The following is a 13907-nucleotide window of genomic DNA, read 5'->3' as shown; positions in this document are numbered from 1 at the left end:
CTCACGCGGCCTTGAACTGTTGATAGACGCGAACCATCGCGGGGCGGAACATGTATTCAAGCGCGCCGGCAAAGAGGATCACGAGACCCTGAATGACAAGGATCATTTCGCGCGTGATATTGGGCATCTCGAAGGAGATCCAGTCGCCACCCTGATAGAGGATGCCGAAGAGGATCGCCGAGAAGATGATCCCGACCGGATGGTTTCTGCCCATCAGCGACACGGCGATACCAACGAAACCGGCACCGCCGACGAACTCCACCTGCAGACGGGCCGAGGATCCCATGACCGGATTCAGCGCCATCATGCCCGCAAGCGCGCCGGACAGCAGCATCGCAATCATGACGATGCGAGGGTAGGGGATGCCGGCATAGGCTGCAGCGCTCTGGCTGACGCCAAGCGTGCGCATCTCGAAACCGAGCTTGGTACGCCAAATCAGCAGCCAGACGAAATAGGCCGCAACCAGCGCAATGAGGAAGGAAACGTTGAACGGTGCGGCGCCGAGCTTGGCGCCGAACAGGTCCATCAGCCAGCCGAGTTTCGGCAACTGGCCGCCTTCAAGGAAGGTGCGGGTTTCCGGCGCCATCTTGCCAGGCACGATCAGCACATGCACCAGCAGGTAGACCATCAGCGCCGCGCCGATATAGTTGAACATGATGGTGGTGATGACGATGTGGCTGCCGCGCTTTGCTTGCAGGAAGGCCGGAATGAAGGCCCAGGCAGCGCCAAACAGGCCAGCCCCGACAACCGCTACCGGCATGGTCACATACCATGGGACATAGTGGTCGAGCGCCAGCGCTACCAGCGCGCTGCCGAGGCCGCCGAGATAGGCCTGACCTTCCGAGCCGATATTGAACAGGCCGGCATGAATGGCGACGGCAACGGAGAGGCCGGTGAAGATGAAGCTCGTCGCGTAATAAAGCGTAAAGCCGATACCTTCGCCGCTGCCAAGCGCGCCTTCGACCAGCAGCGACAGGGCCGCAAGCGGGCTCTCTCCGATCAGCCAGACGACAAAGCCGGAGATCAGGAAGGCAACGAACAGGTTCAACAGCGGGATGAGGCCGTAGTTGATCCAATTTGGAAGTGGAACGGAAGCAGTGCTCATCGAGGCCTCACGCGGCAATGCCGGCCATCATCAGGCCGAGGGTCTGTTCACCGGCATCGGGCGTCTTCTCACCGACCACGTGGCCGGCAAACATGACAAGGATACGGTCTGAAAGGGCGCGGATTTCGTCGAGTTCGACGGAGACAAGCAGGATCGCCTTGCCCGCGTCGCGCATCTCGATGATCCGGCGGTGAATGAATTCGATGGCGCCGATATCGACGCCGCGCGTCGGCTGGCCGATGATCAGGGCCGTCGGATCGCGCTCGATTTCGCGCGCCACGACGATCTTCTGCTGGTTGCCGCCGGAGAAGTTCGCTGTCTTCAGGCGCGGGTTCGGCGGACGAATGTCGTATTTCTCGATCTTCTCCATCGCGTCCTTGCGGATCGCGTCGAGATCAAGCAGCGGCCCCTTGCTGTAGCCGGGATTGCGATGGTAGCCGAGAACCGAGTTCTCGTACTCCTCGAACTTCAGCACCAGCCCCATGTGATGACGATCTTCAGGAATGTGAGCGAGGCCGAGCTCCCTGAGCCGCGCCGGATCGGCCTTGTCGATCGGCTGGTTGTCGAGGAAAATCTCGCCGGAATGCGGCTTGCGGATGCCGGCAATTGCCTCCAAGAGTTCGGACTGCCCATTGCCGGCGACGCCGGCAATACCGACGATCTCGCCGGCTCGGACGTCGAAGGAGACGTTGTCGACCATGGTGACCCCGCGATTGTCCTTAACGGTCAGGTTGCGAGCCGACAGGATCACCTTGCCTGGATTGGCTTCGCCCTTCTGCACGCGCAGCAGGACGCGACGACCGACCATCAGTTCGGCCAGCTCCTCGACCGTCGTCTCCGAAGTCTTGCGGGTCGCGACCATCTCGCCGCGGCGCATGACCGACACCGTATCGGTGATCGCCATGATCTCGCGCAGCTTGTGGGTGATCAAAATGACCGTCTTGCCCTGGTCGCGAAGGACGCGAAGGATCTTGAAAAGATGGTCTGCCTCGGCAGGCGTCAGCACGCCGGTCGGCTCGTCGAGGATGAGGATCTCGGCGCCGCGGTACATGGCTTTGAGGATCTCGACGCGCTGTTGCAGTCCGACCGGAAGCTCTTCTATGAGCGCATCGGGGTTCACTTCGAGGCCATAGTCCTTCTCAAGGCGGCGCAGCTCGGCGCGCGCGGAAGAAACGCCTTTGGCGAGCAGGGCGCCGCCCTCGGCACCGAGCATGATGTTCTCGAGCACCGTGAAATTGTCGACCAGCATGAAGTGCTGGTGCACCATCCCGATGCCGGTCGCGATCGCGGCCTGGCTGTCCTTGATGGTGACGGGATTGCCGTTAACGCGGATTTCACCGGCGTCGGCATGGTAGAAGCCATAGATGATCGACATCAGGGTCGATTTGCCGGCACCGTTCTCGCCGATGATGCCGTGAATCGTGCCCTTGGCGACGGTAAGATTGATGTCTTTGTTGGCATGAACGGCACCGAATTTCTTGTCGATGCCCACAAGTTCGATAGCGGGCGTGTCTGTCACAGCAGGCTCCAAATACGAAAAGGGCGTATGGCGGAACGAATCCGCCATACGCCCGTCTCAGTCACGGATCACTTCGGGCAAGCATTGTCCGAGGTATAGTCGTGAACCTTGATGGTCCCCGCGATGATGCCTTCCTTGGCCTTGTCGAGAGCAGCCTGCATGTCAGGCGTGATCAATGCCTTGTTGTTGTCGTCCATGGCGGCTGCAACACCGTCTTCCTTGACGCCGAGCGCGAGAACGCCGGCCGTGAACTTGTCAGCCTTGACGTCGCTGAAGCCGTTGTAGACAGCAAGGTCGACGCGCTTGACCATCGAGGTCAGGACGGAGCCCGGGTGCAGATGGTTCTGGTTGCTGTCGACGCCGATCGAAAGCTTCTTGTTGTCGGCGGCGGTCTGCAGGACGCCGAGACCGGTCGCACCGGCTGCCGCGTAGATGACATCAGCGCCCTGGTCGATCTGGTTCTTGGTGAGCTCGCCACCACGAACCGGGTCATTCCAGGCAGCGCCCGTCGTGCCGGTCATGTTCTGGAACACTTCGACATCGGCCTTGACCGAGCGGGCGCCCTGCTCATAACCGCATTCGAACTTGCGGATCAGTGGAATGTCCATGCCGCCGACGAAGCCAACCTTGCCGGTCTTCGAAGCGAGGCCGGCCAGCGTGCCGACGAGGAAGGAGCCTTCTTCTTCCTTGTAGACGACAGAACGAACGTTCGGCTTGTCAACGACGGCGTCAACGATGACGAACTTCGTGTCGGGGAATTCGGCTGCGACCTTCTCGATTGCCGAAGTCCAGGCGAAGGAGACAGCGATAACCGGGTTGAAGCCGCGGCTCGCGAAGTTACGGATGGCCTGCTCGCCCTGGGTGTCGCCGGTCGGCTCGAAGTCGCGATAAGCGATCCCAGTTTCCTTCTTGAACTTTTCGGCGCCGTTGTAGGCTGCTTCGTTAAAGGACTTATCGAACTTCCCGCCGGTGCCGTACACGAGCGCCGGCTTGACGTCGGCGGCGAGCGCCGTCGTGGACATGGCAGCCACGGCCAGGAGAGTCAGAAGGGATTTTTTCATGAGTTGCAGCCCTATTGTTTCTAATTGTTTGGGTCCTCCCGCAAGCCGTTTAGGCATGTCTGCGGAACCACCGACCTCCCCCCGGAGGCCTGGCTGGGCGCATCCTTGCATGGCTCAAAAAAAAATTCACGAGAAATTTTTCGACTGGTAAAGATTTGCCGCAATTGCCAAAAATCAGCTCACGCGGGCTGAATTTTGTACAAAATCATCATCGGCTTGCGATTTTTCTCGGCAAATTTGGGTTCGCCAAGACCGCTTGTCATGCCGCAAAGCGGCCAGCCACCGAGGGCTTCTTGTAGCCCACCATCCACAACATCAGCGACAGCACCAGGAACACGGCAAAGGCCGGCTGGAGCATCAGCCACTGGAAGGCAAGCGTGTAGAAGCGCGGATGGATGTAATAGGCGATGGTCGATTGAAGGGTTTCCAGCGACGAGGGGCTGAGGTCCTGCCATGCGTCACCCATGGGAGTGATAACTACCGACGAGGCGGCAACGGACTGAATGGAATCAATCGTACCGGCGATGACGGCGACGGCCAGCGCAACGAGACTTGCCAAACGCAAAAGGAAACGCATCAAACTCTCCGGCGATCAAACATGCCAGGCATTTTCCCGGCCAGCCGCGCCATTCGTCAACCTCTACAAAAGATAGTTATGGAGGGGTGGAGCTACAATGGAGGGCCAGAGCGCACTTTTACCGGAAGAAGTCAAAAAACTGTTAGATTTGGGTTGATCGGCAAAAATTCATCGGTATATATCGCGCCGTTCCGACGATTTGCATCTTCGCCGATGCAGACCGCCAAAGGACAGGTGGCCGAGTGGTTGAAGGCGCACGCCTGGAACGCGTGTGTACGTGAAAGCGTACCGAGGGTTCGAATCCCTCTCTGTCCGCCATTATTGTCTTTAAGTGTCTGATTTTTAAGAGATATTCAATCTGAATTCGGTCGGCCCGCCGTTCAGCCCGCCACGAGAATCCGGGCTGGTTTTTTTCGCATGTCACAAAAAAATGCGAATCCCCCGTTGCCAATTGCTATGACATTCGGCTACTTGAGATTCATTCACAACAACCCACCACTGCGCAAGACGTGCGGTGTCCTCAAGAAGGGACGCCTATGTCAAAAGATTCGCAGTTGGGACTGTTTTCTTCCCCTGACAAAGTTGAAGCTACGCCACCAAGCGACGTAGCGATCCGTACCCCCGCTTCGCCCGGAGCCACTCGCGCCGCTATTGTGGCAGCGCCCGACGCCATGCTCTTCGCAAAGATCCGGGCTCCGGCAGACATTGGTCTCCGGCTCAAGGGCGAGGCAGTTGCGCCGGCAAAGCCTCAGGCAGACGAGCGTTATCTCTCGGTCCAGGATGTGGCACGCCGCTATGCCATCAGTATCCAGACCGTCTGGCGCCACACCAAGCATAATCCGGACTTCCCCAAACCGATCAAGATCCTGACCGGTTCGACCCGCTGGCGCATGAGCGACATCCTGGCCTTCGAGATTTCGCGCCAGGAGATGAGCCAATGACCGCCGCCAGTGCCCCGCGCAAAAATCGCCGTATTCTACAGAGCGACCGGAAGGCCAGGCTTCATCAGCTCTATTCGAGCGACGATGTCATCAAGCTCTATGAGATCTCACGAAATACGCTCACAAACTGGATTGCCGACGGTCTTCCCTTCATTGATGCCGGGTTGCGTCTGTTTCGCGGCTCGGACCTTAACGCCTTCCACAGTCGACGGCGGCTGAAGGCTGCTGGAGAGCCACTCGGTCGGTTCTTGGTCAACTGCTTCGGCTGCAAGCGCTCTCATTCACTGCTTGAGGGACATGTCTCGGTTTCTCCCGGTCGCACTGACAGGATTTTCCGCGTCTCCAAAACTTGCCCGGATACCGGAGTGAGGGCCAACAGGTTCGTCTGTAGGGAAGAATTGGAGACGCTCCAGAGGCATCGCGAAACCGATCCCGGAAGCAAGACTCCCGACTAATATGTTTCCTCGGTCCAATCGAGGTTTGTGCAAATCCGGCGGTCCCGCCTCCGGGGCCGTCGCCGCAACCAGACCATCACCAAGCTCATGGAGCGCCGCCAGCCGGAAATCCTGTCCCGAACCGAAGGTTCGCCTTTGGTAATGCAAACCCATGCGATCTCAAGCGATCGCATCAAATTTAGAGATCTAAAATGACTTCATCTATCGAGAATAATGCCTCAATCGTCTACCTCTATCAGGGCGAACTGAGGCACGGCAAAGGCTTCCACCCGAAGACCGTCAACGACATCCTGCGCCATATCTGGCAGTTTGAGGCGCACACCGGATCCGTCGACTTCCGGTCAGTGACGCGCAAGATGGTCGAGGATTTCAAGGATGAGCTTGTCAGCCGGGCAGACAAAGCCGGCAAGGAGGGATTGTCCGCCTCGACCATCGTACACACGTTCGGGAACCTGAAAGCCTTCTTCACCTGGCTTTCTGGTCAGGACGGCTACAGGAGGGCGATCAGCGCCCAGCTCTACAACCACTTCAACTCGCCGCGGCATCTGGTCGAGCTCGCTGGAGCCGCGGCGCAGAAGTTCGTCCCGAGTGCAGAGCAGCTGCGGTTGATGCTTGGGGAGATGCCGGCAAATTTGCCGGCCCAGCGGAGGGACCGCGCTATGCTGGCGGCCCTTTTCCTGTTTGGTGTCCGCGATGGTGCGCTGATCTCGCTGCGCCTGAAGCATGTCGACATCGACCGCAAGCAGGTGTTCCAGGACGCGCGTGAGGTGAAGACGAAGTTCAGCAAGACGAGCATCGTCGACTGGTTTCCGATAGGAGACGATATCGAACGTATTGTCATCGACTGGATCGCGGAGTTGAAGGCAATGGACGCCGGAGAAGATGCCCCTCTCTTTCCCACGGCGCCATTCAAGCCGTGGATCGGTCGGCACAGCATCGAGCTTGAATTCCTTACCACGGCTGCCCCCGTGCGCCAGGTCTTACGGAAGGCGGCCGCTGCCGCGGGTGTTCCCTACTTCAAGCCACATGCGATCCGCTCCACAGTCGCGAAGCTCTGTGATGAGTGGGCCTCTTCTTTGCGGGATATGAAGGCGCTCAGCCAGAACCTCGGTCATGAGCAGGTGAGCACGACGTCGAAGTACTATGGTGATGTCGAGCCTCACGTGAAACAGGAGCTGTTCCGCAAGATGCGTGACAAGCAGCGGAACCCGGGCGCCCGCGACATAGGCGATCTTGCCGAGCGGGTCGATCTGGATACCCAGGATATGGTTCGTAAGATCCTGCAGATGGCGCTGGACAAGAAATAGTCACCCGTAGTGCGCGGTGGCAGACATTTGCCATTTGCCACCGCGCATCGCCTCTGGTTGGTTGGCCCCAGTGGTTCGAGGCCTGCAAAGCCCTTCCGAAAAAATAAAAAATCTTCACAAACGCTCTTGCGGTTTTCCCGCGATCCGCATAAATCACGGCCACCGACGCGGCGGACCAAACAGGACCGATTTCGCGAGGGCGATTAGCTCAGTTGGTAGAGCGCCTCGTTTACACCGAGGATGTCGGGAGTTCGAGTCTCTCATCGCCCACCATTCTTTCCCCTATGTTTCAAAAACCTAAGTGGTATCAAGGGCTACCTGAGGCCCGAGTCATGTACACGGGTGATGTACATGGTGCATTTGATGACGAATCCTACCGAAGGCCCGAACGGCGTCTACTACTACTACTACTACTACTACTACTACTACGTGAAGCGCGTTCCCAAGGATCTGATCGCTAATATCGGCAAAGAGCGCTACTCTGTTTCCCTCCGAACGAAAGATCCCAGAGAGGCCAAACGCCTTTGCGGGGAGATGGACGTTCTGAAAGAACGAGAGTCAGGGCGCTACGCGCAGGGCCGAGAGCCCCGTTGAAAACGGGGGATTACCGAAGGACTCGACATATCCGTTCTGCATGGGCCTTCCCGGCGCGATATAGTGCCACTCGACCTTGTGATCCTTCGCGGCTAGACCATGACCACCAGAACGGCGCGCTGCGCTGCGGCACGACCATCGCGAGCCGTCCCCCTGCACTGTGGGCCCGTCACCGGCCAAGCGGCACCTACTCGAACATCGGCGACTCCACCCCATAGTATTTCTTGAACACCGTTTCATAGCCTTTGATGAACCACTCCGGCGATGAAGCTGTTGGAAGCGGTCTGATCTGCATCGGAATTGCGTCCAGCTGGAGTCCTGTCTTGAGCGTGGCGTTATCGCCCAGCATGGCCCTCGCATAGACGACCTCGACCTGCCGTGAAAATGCATTCCCTTTTTCGATCTCCTGAAATGAGCCTTGCTGTAACTTGGAAAACAAGACGACGAGAAGTAATGTCAGGATAGGTTGAACTGTGCGGTGCTTGGTGGCGACACGCGAAACGACGAGTGCAAATAAATACAGGACAGCTATTTTCCCTACCAGCATGAGGTCGCCCCAGGGATATTCTGTTATCGCCAGATAGTTCACCCGTGTCTTCAGAGAGATCAGAAACGTCACGGCGAGCACGACCAGAGCCGTCTGAATGCAAAAAAGCACGCTGCTCCGATGCTCGGCATCTTCCAGCTTTTTTCTCCCCTGCCACAATGCAATGGCACTCCCGCCAATAAGAAAAAGTGCCAGCCCAACCGGTGCCAGCTTGGAAGCGGGACCGAACGTGAACCCTTCGCTGGGCTCCGCACCGGTCACCACCCTTGCTCTTTCGGAAAAGAAGATCGTGACGAGAAGAGCGAGCAAGCTGAAGAGTATGTTGGTCAGCGCGATCATCGATCGCGATCCAATTTTGACCTGCGACATGACCGCGGGCACCTGCCATCCGTTCTTGTGCAAATGCAACCCGAGCAGCATTGCGTTGAATATGAAAATTGCCGCGGAAAATGCTTCGAGCGAGAACGAGCAGACATAGGACAGCAACAACAGGCACGAGGTTTTCTCGATGCTCGCCCCGTCATCCTTGATGCCTGCTGTCATCCCGAGCAGGACGAATGTCAAGAATGCCGGCAACTGGTAGCAGATAAAATGTACTTGGTTCTTCCAGGGTAACAATTTGAAAATGCAAACTGCAATGATCAGCGAAAAGACAAATGAAAAAACCTTGTTTCTCGAGTCGAAAGGCAATGATCGAAGGAAATAAGCAAGCACTCCGGTGGAGAAGAGTGCAAAGACGCTCGCTGAAAAAAGCTTGTAGAAGCTAAAGAAGCTAACCTTTGAAACTCCATTCGCGGCAAAGAACAGAAAATTGAATGTCGAGGCGAAGATGCTTCTTCCGTAGTTGTCAACGACCCTATTTGGAGTCCATCCGCCGCTGAATTTCGGAAGCATTGAGCTCTGCAGCGACGACGCATAGTGAACTACATCGTCACCATTCATGACGGCAACGCTATAGGTCGCCAACCATACGAGAACAAAAAAGCATGCAAGAAATATAAAATGTGGCCGATTGTTTCTGATCTTCATAAGTCCTCCGTATCGTTTTGTTCGATGGTTGTCGACCGGCCGTTTGCCGTGATCAAAACGCTACGAGTGTCGATCGGCTCTGCCCGGATCGATGGAAGCGTACGGTGCGTTGTCGAGTCGCGTGTTTCAGGAGCACAAACGCGCCGCTGGCTGTGATGCGTACACAGTGACCAGTGCATGTCTGAGTGTGGGAGGCTTAATTGGAGGGAATTGTGAATAGAAAAAAATGCCTATCCATCATTGTCCCGTTCTATAACGAAGCGGATGGTATCGATCGATTTCGGAATGCAATTGCTGGCGTCATGGCGAAAGCCCCGGCATACGACTTTGAAGTCATTTGCGTGGATGACGGGAGCCAGGACGATACGTTGGAACAATTGATCGCGCTCTCGCAGGAGGACAATCGCTTTCGGGTAATCGAGCTCTCCCGAAACTTTGGAAAAGAGGCTGCGTTGACCGCCGCCATTGACTTCTCGAACTGCGACGCGGCCATTCCTTTCGATGCCGATCTTCAGGATCCCCCAGAACTCATCTTGAAGATGATCGAAAAATGGGAAGAGGGCTACGAGGTCGTGCTGGCGAGGCGTGCGGATCGCACCATGGACACGTACTTCAAGCGGAAGACCGCGGGAATGTTCTACCGGTTTCACAACCGGATGTCCGACACCAAGATTCCCGAGAATGTCGGCGATTTCCGCTTGATGGACAGCGCAGTCCTGGCTGCGATCAAACGTCTCCCCGAACGGCAGCGCTTCATGAAGGGTTTGTTCGCCTGGGTCGGATTCAGGACCGCCGTGATCGACTACAAGCGCGCTGCGCGCCAGACAGGCGAGACCAAGTTCTCCGCCTGGAAGCTCTGGAACTTCGCGCTGGAAGGCATCACAAGTTTCAGCACCGTGCCACTCAGGCTGATGGCGTGGGTGGGAAGTGTCGGGACGCTGGCCACCTTGCTCTACGCGCTCTACATCATCTTCAAGACGCTCATCTATGGCGTGGATGTGCCCGGTTACGCCTCGCTGCTCGTCGCCATTCTGTTCATGGGCAGCCTCCAGTTAATCGGGTTGGGAATCCTGGGCGAATACATCGGTCGCATCTATATGGAATCGAAGCAGCGTCCTGCGTATCTGGTTCGCCGGCATTTCGGCTTCACCGGTTCAGGCGAGGCCATTCCCCCGGTGCAATCGGTCGTCGAGGCGGAGGTGGCGCGCCGAGGGGCTCTATGAGGAGTTGCCGCCCGCTGTGGCCGAGCGACTGCCGGGCTATCCGGGCCATCGTTCTGCCAACCGGCTGGTATCGAGATAGGCAGGGCATCGCGCTGATAGTAAGCAAGTTATTAGGTCGATGGGCTCCGCTCAACCGAGTATGGCTCTCTCCCAGAGCAAGCGCGGCCTAGGCAGAAGTCTGCCGGTGGGAAAATCTTGCCAAAATCGGCGACCGTCATCTACGGATCGTTGTGGCTCAGAAGACCTTGAGGCCGTGCGTTGAGTAAAACTTCACGGCTGAACGAACGAATTGCCAAATGTGCCAGGCACCCTTCCCGCCAGCATTGCCACCACCATGCACAATTCTGACCGAAGGAAGGTATGCGATCCGGGTAATGGCGGAAGCACGTAGCGAGATGTCAAAGTCTTCGAAATAGAGCATGTATCTCGGATCAAAGCCTTCCAGCGCATGAAAAACGTCCCCCCGGAAAAGCATGAAGCATCCGCTGACTATGGGGGGATCCCAGACAGGTTGCTCGTCAATCAGGTCGCGCATCTCGTAGCGATCCAGCCGCTCGCGAAAGAACGGTCGGGCAAACGCGGGTGCAAATCCTCTGAGAAATAGATCAAACACAGCAGGATAGCGTTTGCAGAGATATTGACGGGTTCCGTCTGGCGAGAATGCGGCAGGAGTCAGCAGGCCGCAGGCCGGGTTGGACAACATGAACTGCACCGCTCGCAGTAGCGCATCGGAATCCATCTCGACATCGGGATTAAGCACGAGATGCAGCGAACTCTTCCACGCTAGGGCCAAATTGTTGGCTCTGCCGAAGCCGATGTTTCCCTGTCCGGAAATCACCATCAGCGGGAAATCCGGCATTCTCGATTGAACCCAAGGCGTGACCTCATCGACAGGAGAATTGTCCACTATCACTACATTCGCATCAATTGCAGCAAGATCGAGGGCATTCTTGAGACTTTTCAACGTCGCCTCTAGGACCGGCCATTGCGGTTTGTAGGTGACGATACAGACGGAAATGGACGCAGACTCGCGGAGTCGCTCTTCCGGTGGTTGATCAGGCACACTCACCTTACTTTTTTCCCATCCGATTTATAATGCCATGGAACAATCCAACGGTCATCATTCCCGCATGTTGAAGTCGAGGTGCAGTCATTAGGCTGAAGAATCCGAACTGACATACCACCCGCCACAGGAGCACGACCCTCCAACGCTTTGTAAGCCAAGGCTGGCGGCATAACCAAATTGCATTACGCACGTGGTAGTAGTGGCGAAGTGGGCTGTGAACGGGGACGTGGCGCTTGCCGAACGCGATCGACTCATCGCCTAGCGCATGTTCCATAAAAGCCCCGCAAACTCCGTAGGAGCGGTATCCCTTGGCCTTGGCCCGCAGACCCCATTCAATGTCGACGTAGTCAATGAACATTTCCTCAACCATATCGCCCACCGCTTCGATCGTGGAAAGAGGGATGAGACATCCGGACGCGATAAGAAAGTCGACATCGATGATTGCCGCTGGGCGCTCGCATGTTTGCCGTTTCAGCCGAAGCCCCTCAAGCCTGACAAATGGCGCGGCATCCAACTTGCGACTGTCGGTATAACGAGGTCCTGCACAGGCAACCTTTGAACCCTCCGCTTCCTTGACTAAGATTGCAGCGAGAAGAGTCGCGACCATATCTGGCGCGGGAACGCTATCCTGGTCGAGCAGGAGCACATAGTCTGCGCCATTGGCCCGAGCTTTCTCGATGCCAATATTCTGGGCTCGCGCAATCCCGTAGTTGTTGTCGAGCCGTATGATGTCGGCAGGCATGGCGTCGCCAAGTCCGACGTCGGCACAAGAGCCATTGTCGACCACCAATAGCTGATCCAATTGTGGTGCAACCGCTGTCGCCAACTGCCTCAATGCGTTCGTATCGGGATTGTAACTGACAATCACGCCGGTGATTTTTGACGGGCTGGAAGAACTTTGCATACCACCTTGGGGGGTTATCATCTCGTCCGGCGTCGGTAGCATATTGATCCCAGCGGTGAAACCAACTACGTGCTTGAAGGCAGAATAATTGCAGCGAGAAGCATCGTCCGCAATCTATGTTGGTGGGGGTTCGATCGAGATGAAGGGCATTATTTTAGCTGGGGGCAGCGGCACGAGACTGTATCCTCTGACGATCGCGGTTTCCAAGCAGATCCTCCCTATCTACGACAAGCCGATGATCTACTACCCGCTGAGCGTTCTCATGCTCGCCGGAATTCGTGAAATTCTGGTGATTTCAACGCCGCATGATCTACCCATCTTTCAGAAGCTTCTCGGGGACGGAACTGAGTTCGGCGTAAAATTCAGCTACGCTGAGCAGGCTCAGCCCAATGGACTCGCCGAAGCGTTTATTATCGGACGGGACTTTATCGGTGACGACAGCGTTGCCATGATCCTCGGCGACAACATCTACTTCGGGAGCGGCCTACCGGATATCTGCAAGCGAGCTGCCAAACTCGATAAGGGCGGTGTCGTATTCGCTTACCATGTGGACGATCCCAATCGGTATGGTGTCGTCGAGTTCGACAAAACCGGCAGAGCGCTTTCGATAGAGGAGAAGCCAGAAGAACCCAAGTCCAACTGGGCCGTCACGGGCCTCTACTTCTATGACAACGACGTTGTGGATATTGCCTCCTCCATAAAGCCGTCGGCCCGCGGGGAGTTGGAGATCACCACCGTCAACAATATCTACCTTGAGCGCGGAGAGTTGAGTGTGCAGCAACTGGGACGTGGCTATGCGTGGCTTGATACTGGAACGCACGACAGCTTGCATGATGCTTCGTCTTTCGTCCGCACCATCGAACATCGCCAGGGAATTAAGATCGCGTGTCCGGAGGAGATAGGGCTGGATAATGGCTGGATATCAGTCGACAAAGTGCTGGATCGTGCGGCCCGGATGGGCAAGACGGAATATGCAAGCTATCTGAAGCGCAGAGCGCAGGAACTAGGAAACGAGTAATGGAAGTCATACCGTTGGGCCTTGAGGGCGTTCTTGAAATACGCCCGAAAAAATTCGGAGATGCGCGTGGCTTCTTCTCGGAAACTTACAATGCCGAACGTTTCGCGGCAGCCGGTATCTCCCTCACCTTCGTCCAAGACAACCACTCTTTCTCCGCGGCGAAAGGCGTCGTTCGTGGATTGCACTACCAAGTGGCTCCGCGAGCCCAAGATAAACTCGTCCGTGTCACCAGGGGCGCGATTCTCGATGTTGCAGTCGACATCAGGAAGAGTTCGCCGACTTTCGGCAAATGGAATTCTTTGGTCGTTTCGGCCGCCGAATGGAACCAGGTTCTAGTGCCGAAGGGCTTTGCCCACGGGTTCGTGACCTTGGAGGAGAATACAGAGGTCATTTACAAAGTGACTGACTATTATTCACCGGAACACGATCGTTCCATTCGGTTCGACGATCCTGCTATCGGCATAGAGTGGCCATTCCCCTCATCGATCGTTCAGCTTTCCGACAAAGACAAAATGGCACCAACGTTGGCGGACTCAGACGTTTTTGAATAAGGGAGGCGCC

The 13907-nt window shown here is 56.6% G+C and carries 14 protein-coding genes, 2 tRNA genes and 1 pseudogene; 9 read left to right on the top strand and 8 right to left on the bottom strand.

Going from position 1 to position 13907, the window contains the following annotated elements:
* Position 1 precedes the first annotated feature (1 nt).
* The 4 genes from FHT77_RS06790 to FHT77_RS06775 all read right to left on the bottom strand — a co-directional run bounded on the left by FHT77_RS06790 (position 2) and on the right by FHT77_RS06775 (position 4262).
* Positions 2-1105 carry an ABC transporter permease gene (locus FHT77_RS06790; RefSeq protein WP_183753623.1) on the bottom strand — a complete coding sequence of 368 codons (1104 nt, stop codon included), beginning with the start codon at positions 1103-1105 and terminating at the stop codon, positions 2-4.
* A 7-nt stretch (positions 1106-1112) separates the two neighbouring features.
* Complete coding sequence (locus tag FHT77_RS06785) at positions 1113-2624, bottom strand: ABC transporter ATP-binding protein (RefSeq protein ID WP_183753621.1); 1512 nt, start codon at positions 2622-2624, stop codon at positions 1113-1115.
* A 68-nt stretch (positions 2625-2692) separates the two neighbouring features.
* Positions 2693-3685 (bottom strand): BMP family protein, encoded by a 993-nt coding sequence (locus FHT77_RS06780; protein ID WP_016552315.1) that lies wholly within the window; start codon positions 3683-3685, stop codon positions 2693-2695.
* A gap of 259 nt (positions 3686-3944) precedes the next feature.
* Positions 3945-4262 (bottom strand): hypothetical protein, encoded by a 318-nt coding sequence (locus FHT77_RS06775; RefSeq protein ID WP_183753619.1) that lies wholly within the window; start codon positions 4260-4262, stop codon positions 3945-3947.
* 228 nt (positions 4263-4490) lie between these two features.
* On the opposite strand from FHT77_RS06775, the gene FHT77_RS06770 reads away from it, so the two are divergent.
* The 6 genes from FHT77_RS06770 (at position 4491) to FHT77_RS06745 (ending at position 7559) form a co-directional block, all read left to right on the top strand.
* A tRNA-Ser gene (locus FHT77_RS06770) sits at positions 4491-4580 on the top strand.
* A 218-nt stretch (positions 4581-4798) separates the two neighbouring features.
* Positions 4799-5203, top strand: coding sequence for an AlpA family transcriptional regulator (locus FHT77_RS31125; RefSeq protein ID WP_210280772.1), 405 nt, complete (start codon positions 4799-4801; stop codon positions 5201-5203).
* Positions 5200-5658, top strand: coding sequence for a helix-turn-helix domain-containing protein (locus tag FHT77_RS06760; RefSeq protein WP_183753617.1), 459 nt, complete (start codon positions 5200-5202; stop codon positions 5656-5658). The genes FHT77_RS31125 and FHT77_RS06760 overlap by 4 nt, the downstream gene beginning before the upstream one ends.
* A gap of 191 nt (positions 5659-5849) precedes the next feature.
* Positions 5850-6965 (top strand): tyrosine-type recombinase/integrase, encoded by a 1116-nt coding sequence (locus tag FHT77_RS06755; protein ID WP_183753615.1) that lies wholly within the window; start codon positions 5850-5852, stop codon positions 6963-6965.
* A 197-nt stretch (positions 6966-7162) separates the two neighbouring features.
* A tRNA-Val gene (locus FHT77_RS06750) sits at positions 7163-7238 on the top strand.
* A gap of 90 nt (positions 7239-7328) precedes the next feature.
* Positions 7329-7559 (top strand): DUF6538 domain-containing protein, encoded by a 231-nt coding sequence (locus tag FHT77_RS06745; RefSeq protein WP_183753613.1) that lies wholly within the window; start codon positions 7329-7331, stop codon positions 7557-7559.
* A gap of 15 nt (positions 7560-7574) precedes the next feature.
* Here FHT77_RS06745 and FHT77_RS06740 read toward each other — a convergent pair.
* Positions 7575-7649, bottom strand: a pseudogene (locus tag FHT77_RS06740) (integrase core domain-containing protein); the annotation flags it as partial.
* Between the two features lie 97 nt (positions 7650-7746).
* Positions 7747-9135: a hypothetical protein gene (locus FHT77_RS06735; protein ID WP_183753612.1), complete on the bottom strand. Its 1389-nt coding sequence runs from the start codon at positions 9133-9135 to the stop codon at positions 7747-7749.
* 212 nt (positions 9136-9347) lie between these two features.
* Here FHT77_RS06735 and FHT77_RS06730 point away from each other — a divergent pair, with 212 nt between their 5' ends.
* Complete coding sequence (locus FHT77_RS06730) at positions 9348-10358, top strand: glycosyltransferase family 2 protein (RefSeq protein WP_183753610.1); 1011 nt, start codon at positions 9348-9350, stop codon at positions 10356-10358.
* A 235-nt stretch (positions 10359-10593) separates the two neighbouring features.
* On the opposite strand, the gene FHT77_RS06725 is transcribed toward FHT77_RS06730, so the two are convergent.
* Together FHT77_RS06725 and FHT77_RS06720 are read right to left on the bottom strand one after the other, a co-directional pair.
* Positions 10594-11427 (bottom strand): glycosyltransferase, encoded by an 834-nt coding sequence (locus FHT77_RS06725; protein WP_312859732.1) that lies wholly within the window; start codon positions 11425-11427, stop codon positions 10594-10596.
* 1 nt (position 11428) lies between these two features.
* Positions 11429-12370, bottom strand: coding sequence for a glycosyltransferase family 2 protein (locus FHT77_RS06720; RefSeq protein ID WP_246719672.1), 942 nt, complete (start codon positions 12368-12370; stop codon positions 11429-11431).
* A 97-nt stretch (positions 12371-12467) separates the two neighbouring features.
* Here FHT77_RS06720 and rfbA point away from each other — a divergent pair, with 97 nt between their 5' ends.
* Both rfbA and rfbC read left to right on the top strand, forming a co-directional pair.
* Positions 12468-13346, top strand: a complete 879-nt coding sequence (gene rfbA / locus FHT77_RS06715) for a glucose-1-phosphate thymidylyltransferase RfbA (protein ID WP_183753607.1) — start codon at positions 12468-12470, stop codon at positions 13344-13346.
* Positions 13346-13897, top strand: a complete 552-nt coding sequence (rfbC, locus tag FHT77_RS06710; RefSeq protein WP_183753605.1) for a dTDP-4-dehydrorhamnose 3,5-epimerase — start codon at positions 13346-13348, stop codon at positions 13895-13897. Before rfbA ends, rfbC begins: the two co-directional genes overlap by 1 nt.
* The last annotated feature ends 10 nt before the right edge of the window (positions 13898-13907 follow it).

The sequence above is a fragment of the Rhizobium sp. BK181 genome, assembly GCF_014193305.1.
Lineage (GTDB): Bacteria > Pseudomonadota > Alphaproteobacteria > Rhizobiales > Rhizobiaceae > Rhizobium.
This window is presented reverse-complemented; position numbering and strand designations above follow the sequence as displayed.

Coding starts and splice junctions, on each gene's coding strand:
- FHT77_RS06745 (WP_183753613.1), top strand. CDS start 7,329: ATGACGAATCCTACCGAAGGCCCGAACGGCGTCTACTACTACTACTAC.
- FHT77_RS06735 (WP_183753612.1), bottom strand. CDS start 9,135: ATGAAGATCAGAAACAATCGGCCACATTTTATATTTCTTGCATGCTTT.
- FHT77_RS06720 (WP_246719672.1), bottom strand. CDS start 12,370: ATGCTACCGACGCCGGACGAGATGATAACCCCCCAAGGTGGTATGCAA.
- FHT77_RS31125 (WP_210280772.1), top strand. CDS start 4,799: ATGTCAAAAGATTCGCAGTTGGGACTGTTTTCTTCCCCTGACAAAGTT.
- FHT77_RS06790 (WP_183753623.1), bottom strand. CDS start 1,105: ATGAGCACTGCTTCCGTTCCACTTCCAAATTGGATCAACTACGGCCTC.
- FHT77_RS06775 (WP_183753619.1), bottom strand. CDS start 4,262: ATGCGTTTCCTTTTGCGTTTGGCAAGTCTCGTTGCGCTGGCCGTCGCC.
- FHT77_RS06755 (WP_183753615.1), top strand. CDS start 5,850: ATGACTTCATCTATCGAGAATAATGCCTCAATCGTCTACCTCTATCAG.
- FHT77_RS06780 (WP_016552315.1), bottom strand. CDS start 3,685: ATGAAAAAATCCCTTCTGACTCTCCTGGCCGTGGCTGCCATGTCCACG.
- rfbA (WP_183753607.1), top strand. CDS start 12,468: ATGAAGGGCATTATTTTAGCTGGGGGCAGCGGCACGAGACTGTATCCT.
- rfbC (WP_183753605.1), top strand. CDS start 13,346: ATGGAAGTCATACCGTTGGGCCTTGAGGGCGTTCTTGAAATACGCCCG.
- FHT77_RS06760 (WP_183753617.1), top strand. CDS start 5,200: ATGACCGCCGCCAGTGCCCCGCGCAAAAATCGCCGTATTCTACAGAGC.